The organism is Marinobacter changyiensis (assembly GCF_009193265.1).
In the GTDB taxonomy this organism is placed as follows: domain Bacteria; phylum Pseudomonadota; class Gammaproteobacteria; order Pseudomonadales; family Oleiphilaceae; genus Marinobacter; species Marinobacter changyiensis.
Genome location: NZ_VZZZ01000001.1, coordinates 407633 through 429582, shown reverse-complemented (window position 1 = coordinate 429582; position 21950 = coordinate 407633). Strand labels below are relative to the sequence as shown.

General features: G+C 56.6%; 20 protein-coding genes and 1 tRNA gene. 13 read left to right on the top strand and 8 right to left on the bottom strand.

Annotated elements, in window-relative coordinates; translation table 11 throughout:
- Window positions 1-47 precede the first annotated feature (47 nt).
- The 12 genes from folP to pnp all read left to right on the top strand — a co-directional run bounded on the left by folP (window position 48) and on the right by pnp (window position 12812).
- Window positions 48-881, top strand: a complete 834-nt coding sequence (gene folP, locus F6Y09_RS02140) for a dihydropteroate synthase (protein ID WP_152205276.1) — start codon at window positions 48-50, stop codon at window positions 879-881.
- A complete protein-coding gene (gene glmM / locus F6Y09_RS02135) occupies window positions 878-2221 on the top strand; it encodes a phosphoglucosamine mutase (RefSeq protein ID WP_152205275.1) in 1344 nt (447 codons plus the stop codon). The genes folP and glmM overlap by 4 nt, the downstream gene beginning before the upstream one ends.
- Window positions 2222-2284: 63 nt before the next feature.
- The gene (gene tpiA / locus F6Y09_RS02130; RefSeq protein ID WP_152205946.1) at window positions 2285-3034 is read left to right on the top strand and encodes a triose-phosphate isomerase; all 750 of its coding nucleotides are present in this window, start codon (window positions 2285-2287) and stop codon (window positions 3032-3034) included.
- Window positions 3035-3076: 42 nt separating this feature from the next.
- Complete coding sequence (gene secG, locus F6Y09_RS02125; protein WP_152205274.1) at window positions 3077-3454, top strand: preprotein translocase subunit SecG; 378 nt, start codon at window positions 3077-3079, stop codon at window positions 3452-3454.
- Between the two features lie 8 nt (window positions 3455-3462).
- Window positions 3463-3547 (top strand) — tRNA-Leu (locus F6Y09_RS02120).
- Window positions 3548-3894: 347 nt separating this feature from the next.
- On the top strand, window positions 3895-4356 hold the full coding sequence (gene rimP / locus F6Y09_RS02115; RefSeq protein ID WP_152205273.1) for a ribosome maturation factor RimP: 462 nt from the start codon (window positions 3895-3897) through the stop codon (window positions 4354-4356).
- Between the two features lie 42 nt (window positions 4357-4398).
- A complete protein-coding gene (nusA, locus tag F6Y09_RS02110; RefSeq protein ID WP_152205272.1) occupies window positions 4399-5892 on the top strand; it encodes a transcription termination factor NusA in 1494 nt (497 codons plus the stop codon).
- A gap of 17 nt (window positions 5893-5909) precedes the next feature.
- Complete coding sequence (gene infB, locus F6Y09_RS02105; RefSeq protein WP_152205271.1) at window positions 5910-8459, top strand: translation initiation factor IF-2; 2550 nt, start codon at window positions 5910-5912, stop codon at window positions 8457-8459.
- Between the two features lie 75 nt (window positions 8460-8534).
- Entirely contained in the window at window positions 8535-8990 is a 456-nt protein-coding gene (rbfA, locus tag F6Y09_RS02100; protein ID WP_152205270.1) for a 30S ribosome-binding factor RbfA, read from the top strand.
- Window positions 8987-9907 carry a tRNA pseudouridine(55) synthase TruB gene (gene truB / locus F6Y09_RS02095; RefSeq protein ID WP_152205269.1) on the top strand — a complete coding sequence of 307 codons (921 nt, stop codon included), beginning with the start codon at window positions 8987-8989 and terminating at the stop codon, window positions 9905-9907. Before rbfA ends, truB begins: the two co-directional genes overlap by 4 nt.
- Window positions 9908-10004: 97 nt before the next feature.
- Window positions 10005-10274: a 30S ribosomal protein S15 gene (gene rpsO, locus F6Y09_RS02090; protein ID WP_152205268.1), complete on the top strand. Its 270-nt coding sequence runs from the start codon at window positions 10005-10007 to the stop codon at window positions 10272-10274.
- 420 nt (window positions 10275-10694) lie between these two features.
- Window positions 10695-12812 carry a polyribonucleotide nucleotidyltransferase gene (pnp, locus tag F6Y09_RS02085; RefSeq protein ID WP_152205267.1) on the top strand — a complete coding sequence of 706 codons (2118 nt, stop codon included), beginning with the start codon at window positions 10695-10697 and terminating at the stop codon, window positions 12810-12812.
- Window positions 12813-12864: 52 nt separating this feature from the next.
- Here the strand turns inward: pnp and F6Y09_RS02080 are convergent, their stop codons facing one another.
- From F6Y09_RS02080 to F6Y09_RS02045, 8 genes are all read right to left on the bottom strand, one after another.
- Window positions 12865-13704, bottom strand: a complete 840-nt coding sequence (locus F6Y09_RS02080; RefSeq protein WP_152205266.1) for an alpha/beta hydrolase — start codon at window positions 13702-13704, stop codon at window positions 12865-12867.
- On the bottom strand, window positions 13674-15542 hold the full coding sequence (locus F6Y09_RS02075) for an Lnb N-terminal periplasmic domain-containing protein (protein ID WP_152205265.1): 1869 nt from the start codon (window positions 15540-15542) through the stop codon (window positions 13674-13676). The genes F6Y09_RS02080 and F6Y09_RS02075 overlap by 31 nt, the downstream gene beginning before the upstream one ends.
- A gap of 77 nt (window positions 15543-15619) precedes the next feature.
- On the bottom strand, window positions 15620-16084 hold the full coding sequence (locus tag F6Y09_RS02070) for a DUF3015 domain-containing protein (protein ID WP_152205264.1): 465 nt from the start codon (window positions 16082-16084) through the stop codon (window positions 15620-15622).
- Between the two features lie 188 nt (window positions 16085-16272).
- Window positions 16273-16974, bottom strand: coding sequence for an ABC transporter ATP-binding protein (locus F6Y09_RS02065; RefSeq protein ID WP_152205263.1), 702 nt, complete (start codon window positions 16972-16974; stop codon window positions 16273-16275).
- Window positions 16975-16983: 9 nt separating this feature from the next.
- Window positions 16984-17739: a high-affinity branched-chain amino acid ABC transporter ATP-binding protein LivG gene (gene livG, locus F6Y09_RS02060; protein WP_152205262.1), complete on the bottom strand. Its 756-nt coding sequence runs from the start codon at window positions 17737-17739 to the stop codon at window positions 16984-16986.
- Window positions 17740-17745: 6 nt separating this feature from the next.
- Window positions 17746-19017 (bottom strand): high-affinity branched-chain amino acid ABC transporter permease LivM, encoded by a 1272-nt coding sequence (locus F6Y09_RS02055; protein ID WP_152205261.1) that lies wholly within the window; start codon window positions 19015-19017, stop codon window positions 17746-17748.
- Window positions 19017-19940, bottom strand: a complete 924-nt coding sequence (gene livH, locus F6Y09_RS02050; protein ID WP_152205260.1) for a high-affinity branched-chain amino acid ABC transporter permease LivH — start codon at window positions 19938-19940, stop codon at window positions 19017-19019. Before livH ends, F6Y09_RS02055 begins: the two co-directional genes overlap by 1 nt.
- 158 nt (window positions 19941-20098) lie before the next feature.
- Window positions 20099-21211, bottom strand: a complete 1113-nt coding sequence (locus F6Y09_RS02045; RefSeq protein ID WP_152205259.1) for a branched-chain amino acid ABC transporter substrate-binding protein — start codon at window positions 21209-21211, stop codon at window positions 20099-20101.
- Between the two features lie 229 nt (window positions 21212-21440).
- On the opposite strand from F6Y09_RS02045, the gene F6Y09_RS02040 reads away from it, so the two are divergent.
- The gene (locus tag F6Y09_RS02040; RefSeq protein ID WP_152205258.1) at window positions 21441-21932 is read left to right on the top strand and encodes a MarR family winged helix-turn-helix transcriptional regulator; all 492 of its coding nucleotides are present in this window, start codon (window positions 21441-21443) and stop codon (window positions 21930-21932) included.
- Window positions 21933-21950 lie beyond the last annotated feature (18 nt).

Below are 21950 nucleotides of genomic sequence, written 5' to 3'. Positions count from 1 at the left end.
GCGGCGTTTTTTTGCTTTTAGCTCAGCCCGAAATGGGAAGCCCTGACATGTTGATGAATTTTGCCGGACGCTCTCTGGACCTCGCCCAGTGCCACGTGATGGGCATCCTTAACGTTACGCCGGATTCGTTTTCCGATGGTGGGCGCTTCATTCGGCGCGATGCAGCTCTTATGCAGGCCCGGCGAATGGTAAGTGACGGGGCTGCATTCATTGATGTCGGCGGTGAATCCACGCGACCCGGATCGTCCCCGGTGTCGGTGCAGGAAGAGCTGGACCGGGTATGTCCTGTGGTGGAGGCGATAGCCGCCGAGTTGGACGCGGTCATTTCGGTAGATACCAGCACTCCGGAAGTGATCGCCGAATCGGTACGGCTGGGGGCGGGCCTTATCAATGACGTTCGCGCCTTGCAGCGGGACGGGGCGGTGAGGGCCGCAGTCGAAGCCGGGGTGCCGGTATGTCTGATGCACATGAAAGGCCAGCCCGGTGACATGCAGGTCAAGCCCGGCTACGACAACGTTAACCGTGAAGTGGCCAGCTTTTTAATGTCCCGGGTGCGCCTGGTTGAAGAGGCAGGAGTGCTGGCACACAATATCCTGCTCGATCCCGGTTTCGGATTTGGCAAAAGCCTCGACCACAACCTGCAGCTACTGGCCGCCGTGGAGCAAATGCGGGCCTTGGGTTACCCTGTTCTGGCTGGGCTGTCACGAAAAAGCATGTTAGGACAGATTACCGGGAGGGATGTGTCGGAAAGGTTGCCTGCCAGCCTCGCAGCCGCGACAATAGCGGCTATGAAAGGAGCATCCATCATTCGGGTTCATGATGTCAGGGAGACCGTGGATGCAGTGAAGGTCGTCACAGCTATGGAGGTAATGGTTCAATGACAGAACGAAAATTCTTTGGAACGGACGGCATAAGAGGCCGGGTCGGCGAAGCTCCGATTACTCCGGACTTTATGCTCAAGTTGGGTTGGGCCGCAGGAATGGCCTTCAAACGTGATGGGCAGCGTAATAGCGTGCTGATTGGCAAGGACACCCGCTTGTCCGGTTATATGTTTGAAAGCGCGCTGGAATCCGGACTTTCCGCAGCTGGTGTTGACGTGAAACTGCTGGGCCCGATGCCAACACCCGCTATTGCTTACCTGACCAGAACGTTTCGCGCCTCGGCAGGAATTGTGATCAGCGCCTCCCATAATCCGCATCATGATAATGGCATCAAGTTTTTCTCGGCGGCCGGCACCAAGCTGGATGATCATCTTGAGTCTGAAATAGAGCGCTGGCTGGATGAGCCACTGGTAGTCTGTGACTCAGGTGAACTCGGTAAGGCGTTTCGGGTTGACGATGCACCGGGGCGCTACATCGAATTTTGTAAAAGCACAGTGCCCAACGAGTTTACCCTTGAAGGGCTGGAAATTGTCCTTGATTGCGCCCACGGTGCGACTTATCACGTAGCGCCCAAAGTGTTCAGAGAGCTGGGGGCCGAGGTATCTGTTATAGGCGCTGATCCCGACGGGCTGAATATCAATCTCAATGTTGGTTCAACCCATATGGAGAGGCTTCGTAACGCTGTTCTGGAGAACAAGGCCGATCTCGGGATTGCATTTGACGGGGATGGCGACCGTGTTCTGATGATTGACCGCGACGGTTCCTATGTTGATGGTGACGAGTTGCTGTTTATCATCGCCTCCCAGCGCAAAGCTGCGGGTACGCTGGTCGGGGGTGTCGTCGGCACCCTGATGACCAACCTCGGGGTTGAGCTGGCGCTACAGGATCAGGGTATAGCCTTCGAGCGTGCCAAAGTGGGCGATCGTTATGTCATGGAGCAGTTGGTCAAGAATGGCTGGTTGCTTGGTGGCGAAGGGTCTGGCCATCTGGTGCTTCGGGATTCCACCTCCACCGGGGATGGTATCGTGTCCGCTCTTCAGGTGCTGTTAGCAGTCTGGCGTTCCGGAAAACCTCTGAACCAGTTACGCCAGGCCATGACCAAGCTGCCGCAGACCATGATAAACGTGAAGATTGCCGAACGCTTTGATCCGCTCTCTCGGTCGGATATCTCCGATGCCGTGAAGGCCGCAGAGCAGGAGCTTGGGAGCGCCGGTCGTATCCTGTTGCGGGCTTCCGGTACTGAGCCCCTGATACGCGTTATGGCGGAAGGCCAAAACGCCGCGGTGATAGCCCGGGTAGCCGAAGAGCTTGCGGTCGTGGTTTCCAATTCATCAGCCTGAATCCGGTTGTCTGTTCGAATTGACTGCTGTATAGTTCCGCCTCCCGTGAATTATGGGGTTATGATGCGACGCAAAATAGTAGCCGCAAACTGGAAGATGAACGGATCAGAAGGCTTTGCCAAGTCTCTGATTAGTGAATTGAAAGTTCAGCTTTCAGTACTTGATAAAGATGTTAAGGTTGTTATTATTCCACCCTCGCTCTACGTTGCTGAGGTTAAGCGTTTGGTATCGGATGCCCCGTTCGCCGTCGGCATCCAGAACGTGGCACAATGGAATCAAGGCGCGTTTACGGGTGAGATTTCGGCGGGCATGGCGGCGGATGTTGGTTGTGAGTATGTGCTCGTAGGTCATTCTGAGCGCAGACAGTTATTTGCCGAGTCCGATCAGGTTGTAGCGGAGAAGGTTCAGCAGGTTTTGAAGTCAGGATTGGTTGCTCTGGTTTGCGTAGGTGAGACCCTGGCAGAACGCCAGGCGGGCCAGGCTGAAGAGGTCGTGTCGAGGCAGTTGCAGATAGCGCTGCAGGGGCTGGCAAGCGACAAGTGGAACAAGATAGTGGTCGCCTATGAGCCGGTTTGGGCCATCGGGACCGGTAAGACAGCGACGGCAGAGGATGCCCAGGCAATGCATCTCCATATGAGGGGCGTGCTGGGATCATTAGGTGCTCCTGCTTCTGATATATCGCTCCTTTACGGAGGTAGCGTCAAGCCTGAGAATGCGCGCGAACTGTTTGGACAGCAGGATATTGATGGCGGCCTGATAGGCGGAGCATCGCTGCTGGCAGACGATTTCGCGAGTATTTGTCGCGCGGTCTGAAAACGAAGCCCAAAGTTTCAAGCGAGTTTTGAGAGATAATTTATGGATTGGATAGAAACGCTGGTAGTCGTTGTGCACGTCGTGATTGCGGTGGCGCTGGTGGGTCTTGTTCTGATCCAGCACGGCAAAGGCGCGGACGCCGGCGCAGCCTTTGGAGGCGGCGGAGCCTCGCAGACAGTATTCGGAAGCCAGGGCAGTGGCAGCTTTTTGACCCGTGCCACAACCTTTTTGGCGATCGTGTTTTTCGCGACCAGTTTTTCTCTGGCGATTTTTGCCAAGCAGCGTGCGGAAGTGGCAGGCCAGGCGGGAATCCCGATGGTTCAGGAATCACCAGCCGCGGCGGATGAATCGCCAGCGGGTGAAGTGCGGTCCAGTGAAGGCGAGAGCGGGGAAGAGTCTTCCATCCCCGAGCTCGAGTGAAGTTTGTAGCCGATGTGGTGGAACTGGTAGACACGCTATCTTGAGGGGGTAGTGGCGAAAGCTGTGCCGGTTCGAGTCCGGCCATCGGCACCATTTTTTGAAGAACGGCTTGGAAGACCCAAGCCGTTTTTTTTGGTCAGTCCTTGACCAGTATGGCCGGCATCCTTATACTCCGGCGATTGATGCAGCGGGTTTTGGCAGTGCCAGATTCGCTCATGACAGGCCAGGTGTCTGTCGGCAGGGGCTGGAAAGGCACCTGCTAGTTCTTGCTACAAGGAGCCCCAAGGCAGATGGCGCTGAGTGTTTCCAGCGCATCTGAGTATTAGGGGCTTTTTGATTACGGGGCCTGGCGCAGCAGGCCCTGGTGCATGAAAAGGGCTGATAGACAGCCCTTTTTTTGTTTGTAGGGCAACCAAAACCGTTACGGAGAAGTGAGCCACTTGTCAGCTAAGTTACAGCAACTTGAAGCCATATTGCGGCCGGTCATAGAAGGCCTGGGGTATGAATTCTGGGGTCTTGAGTTTCGATCGCAGGGTTATCAGTCCCTTCTCAGGGTATTTATTGACGATGCACAAGACGGTATCGGAGTCGAAGACTGCGAAAAGGTCAGCCGTCAGGTCAGCGGTGTACTGGACGTTGAGGATCCGATCCAGTCCGAGTACACCCTGGAAGTATCCTCGCCCGGTATGGACAGACCCCTGTTTCGTCTCGAACATTACGAGGCGTTTGTGGGCCATAAAGTACAGGTCCGACTCCGCATGGCGTTCGAAGGACGCAGAAACTTTCAGGGACTGCTCAAAGGTGTTGAGGATCAGGACGTGGTGGTCGTTGTCGACGACCATGAGTACCTGCTTCCATACGATAGTATTGAGCGGGCAAACATCATTCCGGTTTTCGAGTAAATCGGTTGACTGCGAGTCTAATTTTAAAGGCAGGGCAATCCAATGAGTAAAGAGATTTTGCTGGTGGTTGAGGCCGTCTCGAATGAGAAGGGTGTCGATAAGGACGTAATTTTTGAGGCCATTGAACTGGCTCTCGCCACTGCCGCCAAAAAACGGTACGACGATGAAGATGCGGACATCCGTGTTTCGATTGATCGTCGTACCGGTGAGTACGAAACCTTCCGGCGCTGGTTGATAGTTGACAACGATGCGGTACCGGCTTTGGGGAGCGAGCTCACCATGCAGGAGGCCGAGGAAATTGATAAGGCGCTCCAGCCCGGCGATACCCATGAAGAAAAGGTTGAATCCGTCGCCTTCGGCCGTATTGGTGCCCAGGCAGCCAAACAGATTATTTTCCAGAAAGTGCGCGAGGCCGAGCGGGCAAAAATTGTTGACAGTTACCGCGACCGTGTCGGTGAGTTAGTGTCCGGAACAGTTAAGAAAGTGACCCGCGATAACGTAATCGTTGATTTGGGGTCCAACGCCGAAGCACTGCTGCCGAGGGATCAGTTAATTCCTCGTGAGACGTTCCGCATGGGTGACCGGGTACGGTCGCTGCTGTTGGAAATTCGTACCGATCATCGTGGCCCCCAGCTGATTCTCAGCAGGACCAGCCCGGAAATGCTGATTGAGTTGTTCCGCATCGAAGTGCCTGAAATCGCTGAAGAGCTGATCGAGATCCGCGGAGCTGCCCGTGACCCGGGCTCAAGGGCAAAAATTGCTGTCAAAACCAATGACCGTCGTATCGACCCGGTTGGCGCTTGTGTTGGTATGCGGGGCTCGCGGGTTCAGGCCGTATCGAACGAGCTCGGCGGTGAGCGTGTCGATATTGTGCTTTGGGACGACAACCCGGCCCAGTTGGTTATCAATGCGATGGCGCCTGCAGAGGTCGCTTCCATTGTGATGGACGAAGATGGTCACACCATGGAAGTCGCGGTAGCTGAAGACAACCTGGCGCAAGCCATAGGCCGCAATGGTCAGAATGTTCGGTTGGCCAGTGAGCTGACGGGCTGGACGCTCAACGTGATGACCGAAGAAGAAGCCGGTGAGAAGCAAGAGCAGGAGCAGAGTCGCTTGCTTGAGCACTTCACCAGCCATCTCGATGTCGACGAAGAATTCGCCGGTGTGTTGATCGATGAGGGGTTCACTTCTATAGAAGAAGTAGCCTACATTCCGATGGAGGAAATGCTGGCAATCGAAGGGTTTGATGAAGATACGGTGACGGAGCTTCGTCGTCGCGCCAAGGATGCCTTGTTGAACCAGGCCCTGGCGAGTGAAGAGGCTCTTGAGGGCAGTGAGCCCGCCGAAGATTTGTTGGCCATGGAAGGGATGGATCGTTCGCTGGCGTTCAAGCTGGCGGGCATGGGTATCCGCACCATGGAAGATCTTGCTGAGCAGTCGGTGGACGACTTGCTCGAAATTGACGGAATGGAACAAGAGCGTGCCGGTCAGCTTATCATGACAGCACGCGCACCCTGGTTTCAGGACCAGGCTTAATCGGGAGGATGACCAGTATGGCTGAAGTAACGGTAAAACAACTGGCCGCAGATGTAGGCGCTCCCGTGGATCGCTTGCTGCGTCAGATTGTAGAGGCTGGCCTGAAAGCCCGCTCAGAAAATGACTCTGTATCCAGTGATGAGAAGCAGCAGCTGGTTGCGTTTTTGAGAAAGAACCACGGCGAGTCAGACTCAGGGCCGCAGAAGATCACTCTCAAACGCAAAACGACAACCACGCTGAAAGCCGGAAGCGGTGCAGGTCGCGCCAAGACAGTAAACGTTGAAGTTCGGAAAAAGCGAACGTACATCAAGCGTGAAGACAACCAGCCGGAGGCAGAAGTCGAGCCGGTGGTCCCGGAAGTTGCTGAGGTGACTCCGGCGGAAGTACCGGAGCAACCGGTAGTGGCTGCTGCGACGGATGAGGCGAAACCCGCAGCGTCAGAGGCTGCAACTGCTTCTGAAGAGCCTGCGAAGCCGTCGAAAGAGACTCCGGTGGTTGACAAGCCGGGAGATCTGATCGATCCGGAAATGGCGATCCCGCCTGCTGATCCGGAAAACGCGAAAGACAAAGACCGCAAGCCGAAGAAAAAGAAAGAGAAGGCTCGCGAGCGCGTCGTGGATGAGCCTGATGACGGTAAGCCGAAGAAAAAGTCTGCCGGTCACCGTGGTCCGAGAAACCGTCCGGCCGAGGAGCCCAAAGTGGTCCTTGCCGAGGACGAAGAAGATACAACGCTGCGTAAGCCATTGCGGGCGAAAAAGAAACCGAAAGAAAAGCAACACGCTTTCGAGAGGCCGACCAAACCGATGGTTAGAGAAGTCGAAATTCCCGAGACCATTACCGTGGGTGATCTTGCTCAGCGCATGGCTGTTAAATCCGCCGATGTGATCAAGACCTTGATGGGCATGGGTATCATGGCCACCATTAATCAGCCGCTGGATCAGGAAAGCGCGATTCTGGTGACTGAAGAACTGGGCCACAAAGCCAAAGCCGTTAGTGACGACGCATTTGAGGCGTCCGTGCTGAGCGAGATTTCGTTTGAAGGCGAAAAGGTCAAGCGTGCACCGGTTGTCAGTGTTATGGGTCACGTTGACCATGGCAAGACTTCGTTGCTCGACTATATCCGACGCACCAAGGTTGCCAGCGGTGAGTCCGGAGGTATTACCCAGCACATCGGTGCCTACCATGTGGAAACCGGTCATGGCATGATCTCCTTCCTGGATACTCCGGGCCACGCAGCTTTTACAGCCATGCGTGCCCGCGGTGCCCAGTGCACGGATATCGTGATCCTGGTGGTCGCCGCTGATGATGGTGTTATGCCACAAACCAGGGAAGCGGTTCAGCATGCACGTTCAGCCGGGGTTCCGCTGGTTGTAGCCATTAACAAGATGGACAGGGAAGGGGCCGACCCTGACCGGATCAAAACCGAACTGGCGGGTATGGAAGTGATACCGGAAGACTGGGGCGGTGACGTCCAGTTTGTTCCTGTGTCTGCCCACACCGGTGACGGTATTGACGATCTCCTCGAAGCCATTCTTCTGCAGGCGGAAGTCCTTGAGTTGGCCGCAGTGCCTGACGCTCCGGCAAAGGGTGTGGTGATCGAATCCAGCCTTGAGCGTGGTCGCGGTTCGGTTGCAACGGTGCTGATCCAGAACGGTACCCTGAGACAGGGTGATATGGTCGTTGCGGGCGCTTACTTCGGTAAAGTGCGTGCCATGACGGACGAAGCCGGCAAGCCATCCAAAGAAGCCGGCCCGTCGATTCCTGTTGAAATTCTGGGCCTGAACGGGACACCGGACGCAGGTGATGAATTCTTCGCCGTAGCTGATGAGCGCAAGGCGAAAGAACTGGCGGAATTCCGTCAGGGCCGGGAGCGTGAATCCCGCCTCAAGCGCCAACAGGCAGCCAAACTCGAAAACTTGTTTGAAAATATGGGCAAGGATGAGGTCAAAACCCTCAACGTTGTGCTCAAAACCGACGTGCGCGGATCACTGGAAGCCATTACCAAGGCGCTTCAGGATCTGGGCAATGACGAAGTACAGGTTAAAATCGTCAGCTCCGGTGTCGGTGGTATTGCCGAAACCGACGTCAGTCTGGCGATGGCCACTAACTCCGTTATCTTCGGTTTCAACGTGCGTGCGGATGCTGCATCCAAGCGCCTGGTTGAGCAGGAAGGCCTGGATCTTCGTTACTACAGCATCATCTACAACATGATAGATGACGTGCGAGCTGCGCTGACCGGTATGCTGGCACCTGAGTTCCGTGAAGATATCATTGGCATTGCGGACGTGCGTGAGACCTTCCGGTCACCGAAGTTTGGCCAGGTTGCGGGCTGCATGGTTACCGAAGGCACGGTTTACCGTAGCAAGCCGATTCGTGTGCTGCGGGATAACGTGGTTATCTTTGAAGGTGAGCTGGAATCCCTCCGTCGCTACAAAGATGATGCCGCGGAAGTCCGTAACGGCATGGAGTGCGGTATCGGTGTTAAAGGCTACGACGTCAAGGTCGGTGACCAGATTGAGGTATTCGACCGCGTCAGGGTCGAGCGCAAGCTGGAATCCGCAGGCTGAACGAAGCCAGATGATGATTGATTGACCCCCGGGGCGCGCTGGTGACAGCGCGCCCTGACTATTGCAGGCCTAATTATGCCCAAGGAATTTAGCCGTATTGATCGGATTGGCGATCAGATACAGCGCGAACTGGCCCAGATGATTCAGCGGGATATCAAAGACCCGAGAGTCGGAATGGTGACGGTCAACGCGGTAAAAGTGAGCCGCGACATGGGATACGCTGACATCTATGTGTCACTGCTGACGACCGAAGAGTTGACGGCGGAATCGGAGCCCGTGAAAGAATCGCTCGCTGTGCTCAACAAGGCCGCGGGTTTTCTCCGTGGTCAGTTGGGTCGCGCGATGAAGCTGCGCATGGTGCCAAACCTGCGGTTTCATTTTGACGCCCTGCTTGGCAAGAGCCGTCACATGGACGCATTGATCAACGAGGCGGTAGGCAAGAAGTCCGCTGTGGTTGTTAATCAGGACACAAGCCCGGATGACAGCGATGCCTCTGATGTCTCTGATCACCACGCGGAGCCAAAGGATTGAGTCGCCGGCGTAAAGGCCGCGACGTTAACGGCATTCTGGTTATCGACAAGCCTATGGGCTTGACGTCTAACGGGATTCTGCAACAGGTAAAGCACCTGTTCGGTGCCGCCAAGGCCGGTCATACCGGTGCCCTTGACCCGTTGGCCACCGGTGTTCTGCCGCTTTGCTTTGGCGAGGCCACCAAGTTTTCCCAGATGATGCTCGACAGTGACAAGGCCTACGTGGCGACAGCCCGGATGGGCGTCACAACCGAGACGGGCGACAGTGAGGGCAAGGTTGTCGTTGAAAAGGCGGTGCCGTCGGATCTGACAGAAGTCCGCCTTGAAAGCGTGCTGGAAGCCTTCCGGGGCGATATCCAGCAGGTGCCTTCCATGTATTCGGCGCTCAAACATAAAGGCAGACCCCTGTACGAGTACGCTCGCGAAGGCATTGAAATAGAGCGCCCGGCCCGGCCGGTGACAATCTATGAGCTTCGCCTGCTGGCGTTGCGGGAGAACGAATTTGATATATCCGTCAGTTGCACCAAGGGCACCTATATTCGCTCATTGGTAGAAGATATCGGCCAGGTCCTGGGTTGTGGCGCCCATGTTATTGCCTTACGCCGTACCATGGCTTCCGGGTTTACGCTGGAGCAGACGCACACCATTGATCAGTTGGAAGCTATTCGTTCCCGTGACGAGTCGCTGGATGCTCTGCTGGTCGAGCCGGATGCTGCCCTGTCGATGTTCCCCAGCCTCGAGTTGGCGTCGGACAGGTTACGGTCGATATTGAACGGACAACCCGTTAGAATATCCGATCAGACCGTCACAGGGCCGGTTCGTCTTTATGGTGACAATCGGTTTGTGGGTCTGGGTGAAGGAATTCCCGATGACGGTGACATTAAAATTGTGCCCCGTCGTCTGGTCAAAAACAGCTGAGGTTCCCCCTCGGGGGTAACGTCACTGTCTAGCCGGGCTGCAGAGATGCGCGGTCCGGCCGGATGTCACATTCGCATCGCAAACAATGAGGTGAGTAATGGCACTTTCTGCCGCAGAGAAGTCACAGATTGTAAAAGACTACCAGCAAGATGGAAGCGATACCGGTTCCCCTGAAGTTCAGGTGGCCCTTCTTAGCGCCAACATCGACAAGCTGCAGGGTCACTTCAAGGTCAACAAGCAGGATCACCATTCCCGCCGGGGCCTGATCAGGATGGTTAACCAGCGTCGTAAGCTGCTTGACTACCTGAAGAAGAAAAACGCTGATCGCTATCTTGAGCTGATCAAGCGTCTGGGTCTGCGTCGCTGATCCGTCTGGGTCCAGTGATCTGTCTGGGTGGTGCAGCGCATGCTGCGCCATTCATCAAACCGCGGGGCTTGCCCCCGCTGTTTGTGCTTCTCGCCATTCGGTTCTCCCGCCTGTTCAGGAGGACTGCTTAACGTGCTGATTGTGTAATTTGCGCTCCGGCGCATCGACAACACCTCCAGCAACGCTGCGCTTCCGGCTGTGTCCGGTGATATCCGCAGGATGTCTGTCGTAACCGAAAGCCAAAACCATAGCAGGTTGTTGAAACGCCCGGCGGTTCCATACCGGGTTTTTGCAACAGCCTGTTAGCTTTCAGGCCGGCATGCCTTCGTCATTCACCCGGCAGGGACGAATTGCAGCGATCGAGATAGCGCGCATGGGTGTGCTATCAGACTGAACTGACACGATAGATAAGGAGTTACCGTGAACCCGGTAAAAAAGACATTTGAACTCGGCGGCAAGACCGTCACTCTCGAAACGGGCCGTATTGCCCGCCAGGCAACTGGCTCGGTTCTGGTCACTGTTGGTGATATTGCTGTTCTGGGCACCGTGGTCGGTGCCAAGGATGCCAAGCCGGGCCAGCCTTTCTTCCCACTGACCGTCAATTACTTCGAAAAAACCTACGCTGTGGGCAAAATTCCCGGCGGTTTCTTCAAGCGCGAAGGTCGCCCATCCGATAAAGAAACACTGACGTCGCGCCTGATCGATCGTCCGATTCGCCCGCTGTTCCCGAACGGATTCATGAACGAAGTGCAGGTTATCCTGACGGTTATGTCGTCTGATAAATCCCAGGATCCGGATATCGCCGGCATCCTGGCGGCGTCGGCAGCACTGTCCATCTCGGGCATTCCGTTTGACGGTCCGGTTGGTGCGTCCCGTGTGGCCTACACGAACGAGCGCGGGTATTTTCTGAACCCGACGTTTGAAGAGCTCGACTCGTCGCTGCTGGACATGGTCGTTGCCGGCACTAAAGATGCCGTTCTGATGGTCGAGTCCGAGGCCAAAGGCCTGTCGGAAGACCAGATGCTGGGCGGCGTACTGTTTGCCCATCAGGAAATGCAGACTGCCATCAAGGCAATTCAGGAATTGGCAGACGAAGCGGGTAAGCCCCGCTGGGACTGGCAGCCAGCCACCGAAAACACCGACCTGATCGCAGCGATCAAATCAGGCTTTGCCGATGCGATCGAGGAAGCTTATGCCATCCGCGACAAGATGGAACGCTATGCCCGTCTGAGCATCATCAAAGCCGAAGTTGTTGCGAAACTGGCCGGTGAAGAAGAAGGCCAGCCGTCTGCTGACGAGGTCAAGAAGTACTTCGGCAAAGTCGAGAAGTCCGTGGTTCGTAACCACGTGATTGAGGGCAAGCCCCGTATTGACGGTCGTGACGCCAAAACTGTCCGTCCTATCGAGATTGAAGTCGGTATCTTGCCCAGTGTTCACGGCTCGGCGCTTTTCACCCGTGGCGAAACCCAGGCGATTGTTACCACCACGCTGGGTACTGCCCGTGACATGCAGATTATTGACGCGCTGGAAGGCGAGCGTCGTGACCCGTTCCTGTTCCATTACAACTTCCCTCCGTACTCCGTTGGTGAAGCTGGCCGCGTGGGTTCACCGGGTCGTCGTGAGGTTGGCCATGGCCGTCTCGCCAAACGTGGTGTGGCTGCGGTTATGCCCACGATTGAAGAGTTCCCGTACACCATTCGGGCGGTGTCCGAGATCACTGAATCCAACGGTTCCAGCTCAATGGCCTCCGTGTGCGGTTCAAGCCTTGCACTGATGGACGCTGGCGTACCGATCAAGGCGCCGGTTGCGGGCATTGCCATGGGTCTGGTCAAGGAAGGCGACAAGTTCGCCATCCTGACCGATATTCTGGGTGATGAAGATCATCTGGGCGATATGGATTTCAAGGTTGCCGGTACCTCCGAGGGCATCACCGCCCTGCAGATGGATATCAAGATCAACGGCATTACCGACGAGATCATGGAACTGGCGCTCGAGCAGGCTCACGGAGCCCGTCTGCATATCCTCGGCGAGATGGCCAAGGTAATTTCAGCGCCCCGCGCCGAGCTGTCCGATCGTGCACCAAGCATCACCACCATCAAGATCAATCCGGAGAAAATCCGTGACGTGATCGGTAAGGGCGGCGCTACCATCCGTGGTATCTGCGAAGAGACCGGTGCCTCGATTGACCTGGACGACGATGGTTACGTGAAGATCTACGCCGACACCCAGATCGCAGCGCAGGCAGCGATGAAGCGTGTGATGGAAATCACCGCGGAAATCGAGGTAGGGGCGATCTACAAGGGCAAGGTTGAGCGCATAGTGGACTTTGGCGCCTTTGTGAACATCCTGCCGGGTAAAGACGGCCTGGTCCACATCTCCCAGATATCCGATCGTCGCATCGAGAACGTGACCGACGAGCTGAGTGAAGGTCAGGAAGTGTTGGTCAAGGTGCTGGATGTTGACGCCCGTGGACGAGTCAAATTGTCCATGAAGGAAGTCAAGGAAGGTGAACAGCCGACCGATCTTGCCGCTATCTGATTAGTGAAGTGAGACCAGAAACCCACCTTCCGGAAACGGTTGGTGGGTTTTTTTATTGCTCCAGAAATTCAATAACCCGGTCCCTGTATGCCGGTATCACAAAGGTAGCAGCGTGGGGGGTGTCGGTCCGCAGGAATACCCGGGGTTCACTGGCGGCCTCAAACAAGGCCTGGCCGTGGTGAAAGGGAATGATGCCGTCCCTCACGCTGTGAATGACCATGACCGGGGTGGGGCTGATACCGGCAATGTAGTTGGTACCTTCGTAATCGTCCGGTACGGTCCGGCTCAGGGGCACCTGCAGGGGCCACGTAAGCCAGAACGCCGACAGCTTTTCCCGGGCGATGGTGCGAAATCCCGAGAAGGTACCGTCGAGAATGACGGCGTTCAGCGCGGGCTCTTCGCTGCGTTGGCTCCATTCACTGGCCAACGCGATACCCAGCGCCCCACCGAGGCTCTGTCCCATTAGCGCGATGGGTTTTGGGTCACGATTATTCACCAGCCAGCGCAGGCCGGTCTCGGCATCGTGCAGGGTGCCCTCGATGTCAGGGGCGCCGGTAGACTGCCCGTAGCCGCGATAGTCGATCAGAAAGACGTTGTAGCCTCTCTCGGGCAGCCAGGCTACGTTCAACAGGTGGCTGCTGATGTTCTGGGCATTGCCGTGGAGAAAGTAGATATGACCCTTTGCAGCGCCTTCAGAGGGCAGCCACCAGCCATGGAGGGTCTCACCGTCACCGGTCTCCAGGTAAACGTCTTCGTAGCTCAGGTTCAGTCGGTCAGGGGTGATGTAGACATTGCGATCAGGATAGAAGAACAGTCCGCTACAGCCGACCTGCATGAGCAGGGTGATTGCCAGTATCAGGCCTAGAAGTAGGCGTTTAGTCCGAGCTGCCATTGGGTCTGGTACCTTTGGTAGTGATGTTGCCGGGTGAGTTCAGTGCCAACGCTGAAGTCGCGTCCAAAATGCCAATTGGCTCTGAGGTAGAGCTCATCCTGACGGTGCTGGTTACTGACTATCCAGGCTTTGGTGCGGGCGCCGGAGAGTAGGCTGAAGCGCTTGTTCTGATGCAGCAGGCCAAGGTCGGCACCCGGCGCAACGTCGTAGCCCCGTCGGATATCATCGTCGATTTCTATATCGGCAGTAGCTATTGCCAGTGCCTGGGTCCTCGGACCAAGGCGCCAGCTGCCACCGGCACCACCTTCAAGATAGGGAGCAAATACGCGCTTGCCCGACGCCAGCTCGGTTCTCCGCCCCCCAACACCCACCTGCCATGACAGGGGAGAAAAGAACTGGTCGCGGGGGGACAGGGAGCGAATCTCCACACCGGTAAGCTGCTCGAGCTGAACTTCCTCATTATCGGTGTAGAGCCTCGCGTCCAGTCTCAGGAACTGCAGCTGCGCGCCCGGGCGATAGCCCTCTGGTGGGTCGAGCAGGTCGTGGTAGGCAGGGCGCAGGGTAAGCTGGGCATAATTCCGGTCGCCTTGTTGGCCGCCGCCGACGCTGGCGCGAAACGTATCGTGGCCCTGGTCATCACGAACCTCCGGTGCGGACGGCTTCCGGAGTGGCTCCGCTTCCTGAATCTGGCTGCGGGCCCGCAGCAGGTCATGGGAGAGGGGTGCTGCATGGCCCCTGGGCCAGCTCTCCGCTTCGGTCTGGTAGCGCACGTAATCATAAGTAGCATCGATCAGCTGCGCACGTCGTTCGGGTTCAAGCCGGGTGACTTCATTGCTATCCACAGCGACGTAGCCATTGGCAATGGCTGCAGCCAGGTTCTGGTCATCGTCAGGCAACTGATCGAGCGCATAACTGACACTGGTGGCCGCGGAGGGTCGGTAGTGCACCGATGCCACCAGCTTTTTATCCACCACCCAGCGTACGGTGTCGGAGGGAATGGCATGGGTGCTGACTTCCCCGAGCAAGTCCGTACCGGGCCGGGCCACATCGATCAGCGCGAGCAGCCGGTAAGCGCAATTCTCATCGAAGAAGTAATAGTCAAAGTTCCGGTCCCGTATCTCCCAGGCATGGGCCACCATGATGTCGATTTCATCGGGTTTGAGGTTGAGCTGATATTCCCACAGGTCACGGTTTTCGATGTCCGAGTAGAGGCGAATTTTTTCGTAATAGGGCTGAATTGTGGTGATTCCGGGATAGCCGCCGAAAATGCCCCGGTAGGCGAACACCAGTTCATTGTCGTGAGCTTCCGCGTCGGCGGCGTAAGAAATGGTGTTGGCCAAGAGCAGGTTAGTACCTTCCTCGTCCTTCGGTGGGTCGAGCCGAATAAAGGTATGGCCGAACATGGACGAGGGACTATTGAGGTACGAGGCGGCGAAGACCAGTGTAACGGTTTCGGTATTGAGTTCCTCGCGCCACTCACGGTAGTCGCCGCATTTGGCCGGCTCTTGCGGCAGATTCAGGCGTGCTCTCAGCCATTTGTCCCGGGCAGGGAATCGGCAGCGGGCGTGACCATTCCCGGTCCCGGGTAACTGGATGGCGCCGAGCGTGGCTTCAAGTTCGGCTTTAGGAGAATGTTTGCCATTCGGGCTGATAAAGAATGCCGGGTCGTCGGCCTGGCTGGTGTAGCCGCTCCCGAACCGGTCCATCTGATAGTGGCCGAGCATAAGCCAGGTCGGGTCCTGATGGAGCCCGGGAGGTATGGTCGCCAGATCGGCCAGCGAACACGTGCTGGTGGCGAGGCTGAGAGCAGCCAGCCCGAGACGGAACAGTGAGCGCATGAATGATCGGATGTTAGAGGGTTAGTCGAAGTTTGCGCCGTCCCTGGCGCCCTTCCAGTCCTTCAGAGCCGGCCTGTCTAGGCTGCAACGTATTTGTTCAGAGACTCGTGCTTTTCAAGCAGTGCCACAATGGCATTGACGGCCTGGTCAGACGTGGTGTCTGACGACGGGAAAATGGTAGCAAAATTGTTCTGTAACACACTCCGGAAGGCATCACGGTCGGCGTCATCAACCCCTAGCAGAACAGCGAGCGTATCGAGGTTTTCACCGCTGCCACGGGACATGTCACGGGCGACCTTGTCGATGTTGCTGTCCATGTACATCGCCATGGATTGAACGGACTCGTTGGTCTGACAGCCCAGCGTGCCTGTTGTCATGCCAAAAGTCTGGTTGCCGAAGGTGGCGTTCGTGGTGGCGGCCAGAACATGCGGCGCAATACCGGATTGTCCTTTCCAGATCATGGCTCCTACACCGCAACCAGGCTGGGCAAAAGCGAGGGTAGAGGCACCCATAAGCAGCGCACCCGCGATCAGTTTTTTCATTGTCCACTCCTTGATAGATTGTTCAGCTGTCGTCGCATTTGAACGCAATGCTGACCCCGAATCGCTGAGGCAAAACAAAGCGTTAACGGTCCTGACTCCAAAACGCTCCAAGCGGAAAAACCGTTGCTGTCAGTATAGACCAGAAAATGAAAACGCCAACTGGATATCAAACAGATGGATGCGCGGTCTCAGCCCCCCAGATAGGCATTCTGAACGTCCGGATTGGCCAGCAGGTTGGCGCCGGTGTCTTGCAGGCGAATGAGCCCGTTTTCAAGCACATAGCCCCGGTCTGCCAGGTGCAGTGCCTGGTGGGCATTCTGCTCGACCAGAAACACCGTAATGCCCTCCTCCCGTAGGTGACCGATAATCTCGAAAATCTGCTTGATAATGAGCGGCGCCAGTCCCAGGGAGGGCTCATCCAGAATGATCATCCGGGGCTTGGTCATCAGGGCCCGGCCTATGGCCAGCATTTGCTGCTCACCTCCGGACATGGTGCCGGCGCGTTGGTGCTCGCGTTCCTTGAGTCGGGGAAAGAGCCCGTACACATGCTGCTGGCTTTTGCGGATTTCGGCTTTGGTGTTGAAAAAACCGCCCATGTGCAGGTTTTCCTCCACGGTGAGCCCGGGGAACACCCGGCGCCCTTCCGGCACAATGGCAATTCCCGAGCGCATGATGTCGGAGGTCTTGTCGCGGGTAATGTCTCTGCCTTCCAGGACCACCCGGCCAGAGGTGGCCTGGGGACTGCCGCAGACGGTCATCAGCAAGGTGGTCTTGCCCGCTCCGTTTGCGCCGATCAGGGAGACGATCTCGCCCTTTTTCACCTCAACGGAGACCCCGTGCAGGGCTTCGATCTTGCCGTAATGGGTATGAATATCTTCAAGTAAAAGCATGTGAGTTCCTCAGGCCTCGCCCAGATAGGCTTTGATAACATCATCATTACGGCGAATTTCTTCCGGGGTACCGCTGGCCAGCGGCCGGCCCTGGTTGATGACGTTGATGCGGTCTGAAATTTCCATTACCAGGCTCATATCGTGTTCGATAAGCACAACGGAGACGCGATAGTCCTCCTTGAGGCTGATGATCAATTGGTTGAGCTCCCGGGTTTCGGCCGGGTTCAAACCTGCTGCTGGCTCGTCCAGCATCAGCAGCTTCGGTTCGGTGACCATGCAGCGGGCGATTTCCAGCCGTCTTTGCTGCCCATAGGCGAGATTACCGGCATCCCGGTTGGCGAGATCAAGCAGGCCAACCCGGTTCAGCCAGTAGGCCGCCCGGTCGAGGGATTTGCGTTCCTTTTCCCGGTAGTTGGGTGTTTTGATCAGGCCAGACAACAGATTCGTGTTGAGATGACGATGCTGGGCAACCAGCAGGTTTTCCACTACCGACATGTTCCCGAACAGCCGGACGTGCTGGAAGGTTCTGACCAGACCCATTCGGGAGATTTTGTAATCCGGAGTGCCCTGGATTTCCTTGCCTTCGAACAGGATCTGCCCGCCGGTGGGGCTATAGAACCCGCTCATGCAGTTAAAAACGGTTGTTTTACCGGCTCCGTTGGGGCCAATAATCGAGACAATTTCGTGTTCCTGAACGTCCAGGGATACCTGGTCCACCGCGAGGAGCCCGCCAAAGCGCATCGACAGATTGCGTACTTCAAGCATGATCCGTCACTCCTGCTTCTTGAGTATTATGTGAATTCTGCGCATCGGCATCAGCCCCTGGGGGCGCCATACCATCATCAGCACCATGGCGGCGCCGAATATCAGCATCCGGTATTCCGAAAATTCCCGCGCGAGCTCCGGCAGGACGGTAACGGCAACCGCAGCAAGGATGACGCCAAACTGCGACCCCATGCCGCCGAGAACCACAATGGCCAGGATGATGGCCGACTCCAGGAATACGAAGGATTCGGGGCTGATAAACCCCTGCTTGGAGGCGAAGACAGTGCCGGCAAAGCCGGCAAAGAACGCGCCAATGGTGAAGGCAGAGAGTTTTACGCCGGTACGGCTCAGGCCCAGGGAGCGGGCTGCAATTTCATCTTCTCGCAGGGCCTCCCAGGAACGACCCACGGGCATTTTCATGAGGCGGCGAATGATCAGGAAAGTGACCAGCGCCAGCACCAGGGCGATCAGGTACAGGAATATGATCTTATGGGTGCTGTCGTAGGCGATACCGAAAAAGTCGTGGAAGGAGATGTTGCCTTCCTCTTTGACCCGGCGGCCGAACTCCATACCAAACAGGGTTGGGTCTGGGATGCCCCCGATGCCGTTGGGGCCGCCGGTAAGTGACGTCCAGTTATTCAGCAGAATGCGGATGATCTCGCCGAACCCGAGCGTCACGATGGCCAGGTAGTCACCCCGCAAGCGCAGTACCGGGAAGCCCAGCAGAAAACCGAATAAGGCCGCGATCAGGGCACCGGTCGGCAGGGCCACCCAGAACGACACGCCGAAGTACTGGGACAGCAAGGCAAACGTATAAGCCCCCACGGCGTAAAAGGCCACGTAGCCAAGGTCCAGCAGGCCCGCCAGGCCGACAACGACGTTCAGACCCAGCGCCAGCATGACGTAGATCAGCACCAGTGTGGCAAGGTCGACCGAGCCTCGGGAGGCGATGAACGGCCACAAAAGAGCGCCGGCAACCAGCACGATCAGAAAGATGTTTTCCAGCTTCAGGCGCTTCTCCTGGGGCATCGGCTCACGGTCTGCAAACCGGTTGAGTTTTGGCATCTGCCCGAGCGCGCCCATGATGCTGTCGCGGAAGGTCTGGAACAGGAAAACGACAATCGCCGCCAGCACAATGGACACCAGCGTAGAGGTGCTGGCACCTGTCAGTTTCAGCTCGGTGCCCGCAGACTCCAGGTCAAGCCCCAGGATCGGGGCGGAAATGATCAGAGTAATGATGGCGCTAAACAGCGCGTGCTTGATGTTGTGAGTTGCCATCAGATCTTCTCCACCTCCGGTTTGCCGAGCAGGCCGGTGGGTTTGAAGAGCAGGATCAGAATCAGTAGTCCGAAGGACACCACATCCTTGTACTCGCCACTCAGGTAGCCCGAGGTCATACTTTCCGATACGCCGAGAATAAGTCCACCCAACATCGCGCCAGGGATACTGCCAATGCCGCCAAGCACCGCAGCCGTAAAGGCTTTCAAGCCGGCGATAAAGCCGAACAGCGGGTCAATGGAGCCGTAGTACATGCCGAGCAGCAAGCCTGCAACGGCGGCCAGTGCGGCGCCGATGACGAACGTTGCCGCAATGATCTTGTTGGTGTCGATACCCAACAGGTTCGACATGCCCAAATCCTGGGAGACAGCGCGGCAGGCGCGGCCGGTCCGGGAGCGTGCGATAAACAGGGAGAGCGCTGTCATACAGATCAGGGTGGTGATGAATATAGTGATCTGCATGTAAGAGATAGAGGTCTGGAACGAGTCTTCAGCGCCGAACCGGAAGCCGCCTTCGATCAGCAGCGGAAACCCCATGTTTCTCGAGCCCTGTGCAAGGTGCACATAATTCTGGAGAAAGATCGACATGCCGATGGCGGAGATCAGGGGGATCAGCCGGTGTCGACCCCGCACCGGTCGGTAGGCGATCCGTTCAACGGCCCAGCCCATTGAGCTGGCGACAATGACGGCACAAATCAGGGCAATCAACAGAACCAGGGGCAGCCAGGCCACACCCAGGGTCGCAAGGCCAGTTATGGTAATGAGCGCGGTGTAGGCACCGATCATGTAGACCTCGCCATGGGCGAAGTTGATCATGCCGATAATGCCGTAAACCATCGTGTAGCCGATGGCGATCAGGGCGTAGGCGCTCCCGATCGTCAGCCCGTTAATGAGCTGTTGAATGAAGTACAGGAGGTCTTGCATTGTTTTTTGGCTCCGAAAACCCGCACCTTTCAGTTTTCACTTCACCCCTGCCGGGGTGCCGCCAGGGGTGAAGTGAAAACTTCCGGGGGCTTAAAAAAACACCTTCTCCCGGATCGCGGTGAGAAGGTGTTCCATTACCGTTAATTAACGATTGCGGCTTAGTTTACCGGAGTTTTGCTGCCATCTGAATGCCATTCGTAAACAACAAACTCAAACGACTTCATATCGCCCCTCTCATCATACTCAACAGTCCCGATCGGAGTGGAGTATGTGTTGCTGCGAAGTGCTTCGGCGACTTCAAACGGGTCGGTGGATCCGGCCTGTTCGATACCCTCAGCCACCAGCTGAACCGCGGTGTATGAAGTCAGCACGAAGGGGCCTGATGGGTCTTCGTCCTTGTCTTCAAACGCTTTGACCAGCTCCTGGTTCTCGGCCTTCTCGTCAAAGGCAGGCGGCAGGGTTACCAGCAGGCCTTCCGCAGCTTCGCCGGCGATGGTGTTGATATCTTTGTTGCCAACGCCCTCGGGGCCCATAAAGACCGCATCCAGGTTAGCCTGACGCGCTTGGCGCAGGATAAGCCCGAGCTCCGGGTGGTAGCCGCCGTAGTAGACATAGTCGACACCGGCGTCCCGCAGTTTGGTCACCAGTGACGAGAAGTCTTTGCTGCCAGCAGTGATGCCTTCGAACATGGGAACTTCAACGTCATTCTCCAGCAGCGTATCGCGTACGGCTGTGGCAATACCTTCACCATACTGCTGCTTGTCGTGGATAACAGCGACCCGCTCCGGGTTCAGGCTGGCCAGGTATTCACCGGCAACAGGGCCTTGCATGCTGTCGAGGCCGATAGTGCGGAAGATCAACTCATAGCCGCGCTCGGTAATATCCGGGCTGGTCGATGCCGGTGTGATCATCAGGATGCCTTCATCTTCATAGATGTCCGAGGCAGGCTGTGTGGAGCTTGAGCAGAGGTGGCCGATAACAAAGCGAACACCGTCGTTCACCATTCTGTTGGCAACAGTGACGGCCTGTTTGGGATCACACACGTCGTCAAGTTCGACGGCAACGAGACTTTCCCCCATGACACCGCCATTTGAGTTGATCTGCTCGATTGCCATGCGGGCACCGGAGAACTGCATGTCCCCATACTGGGCAACCGGGCCGGTCATTGGGCCGGCGATACCGATCTTGATTTCAGCGAATGCGCTGCCGGCGCCCATCAGAGCAATGGAAGCGCCAATACCTGCTACAAGTTTCTTTACGGATGTATTCATTGGGTCTGTCCTACTTTGGGTCAGGGTTATTCTTATGTTCTCAACGGATTAAAAGAACACCAGGCCTTGCTTGTTGTCAAGTTCAGGAACGAATTGGAGCAGAAATAAAGCAACCAGCCACGCTTGCATTCTACGATGCAAAGACCTCTAATAGTTAGTGGTATAAATAAAATGCGTAGGCAGCGGTCAGGGGCCTTTTTTGATGTAAGGTCAGTTGAGGAGTAGGGACGTGAACAATTATGAGCAGGTGCTGATTGCGCTCCGGCGGGTTATTCGTGCGACAGATCTGCACTCCAAGCGACTGAGTAAACACTCGGGACTCACCGGCCCGCAACTGTTGATTATGAGAACCATCCGGGATCTCGGAGAAGTCACCATCGGCACCATCGCTGACAAGGTCAGCCTCAGTCAGGCCACGGTGACGACCATTCTTGATCGCCTCGAGCTCCGCAAGCTGGTTTACAGGGTGCGCAACACCCAGGACAAGCGCAAGGTTCACGCCCACCTGACCGAAGACGGGGTCGACATTCTCGCCCGTGCCCCGGAACCCCTGCAGGAAGAGTTCGTAAAGAAGTTCCAGAGCCTGCACGAATGGGAACAAACCATGATCATCGCGTCACTGCAGCGGGTCGCCAATATGATGGACGCCGACGACATCGATGCCTCGCCCGTACTCGACCTCGGGCCAATGCTGCGGGAAGATGGCTGGAAAAGCCGATGACGGGTCCTGAGAACCCGG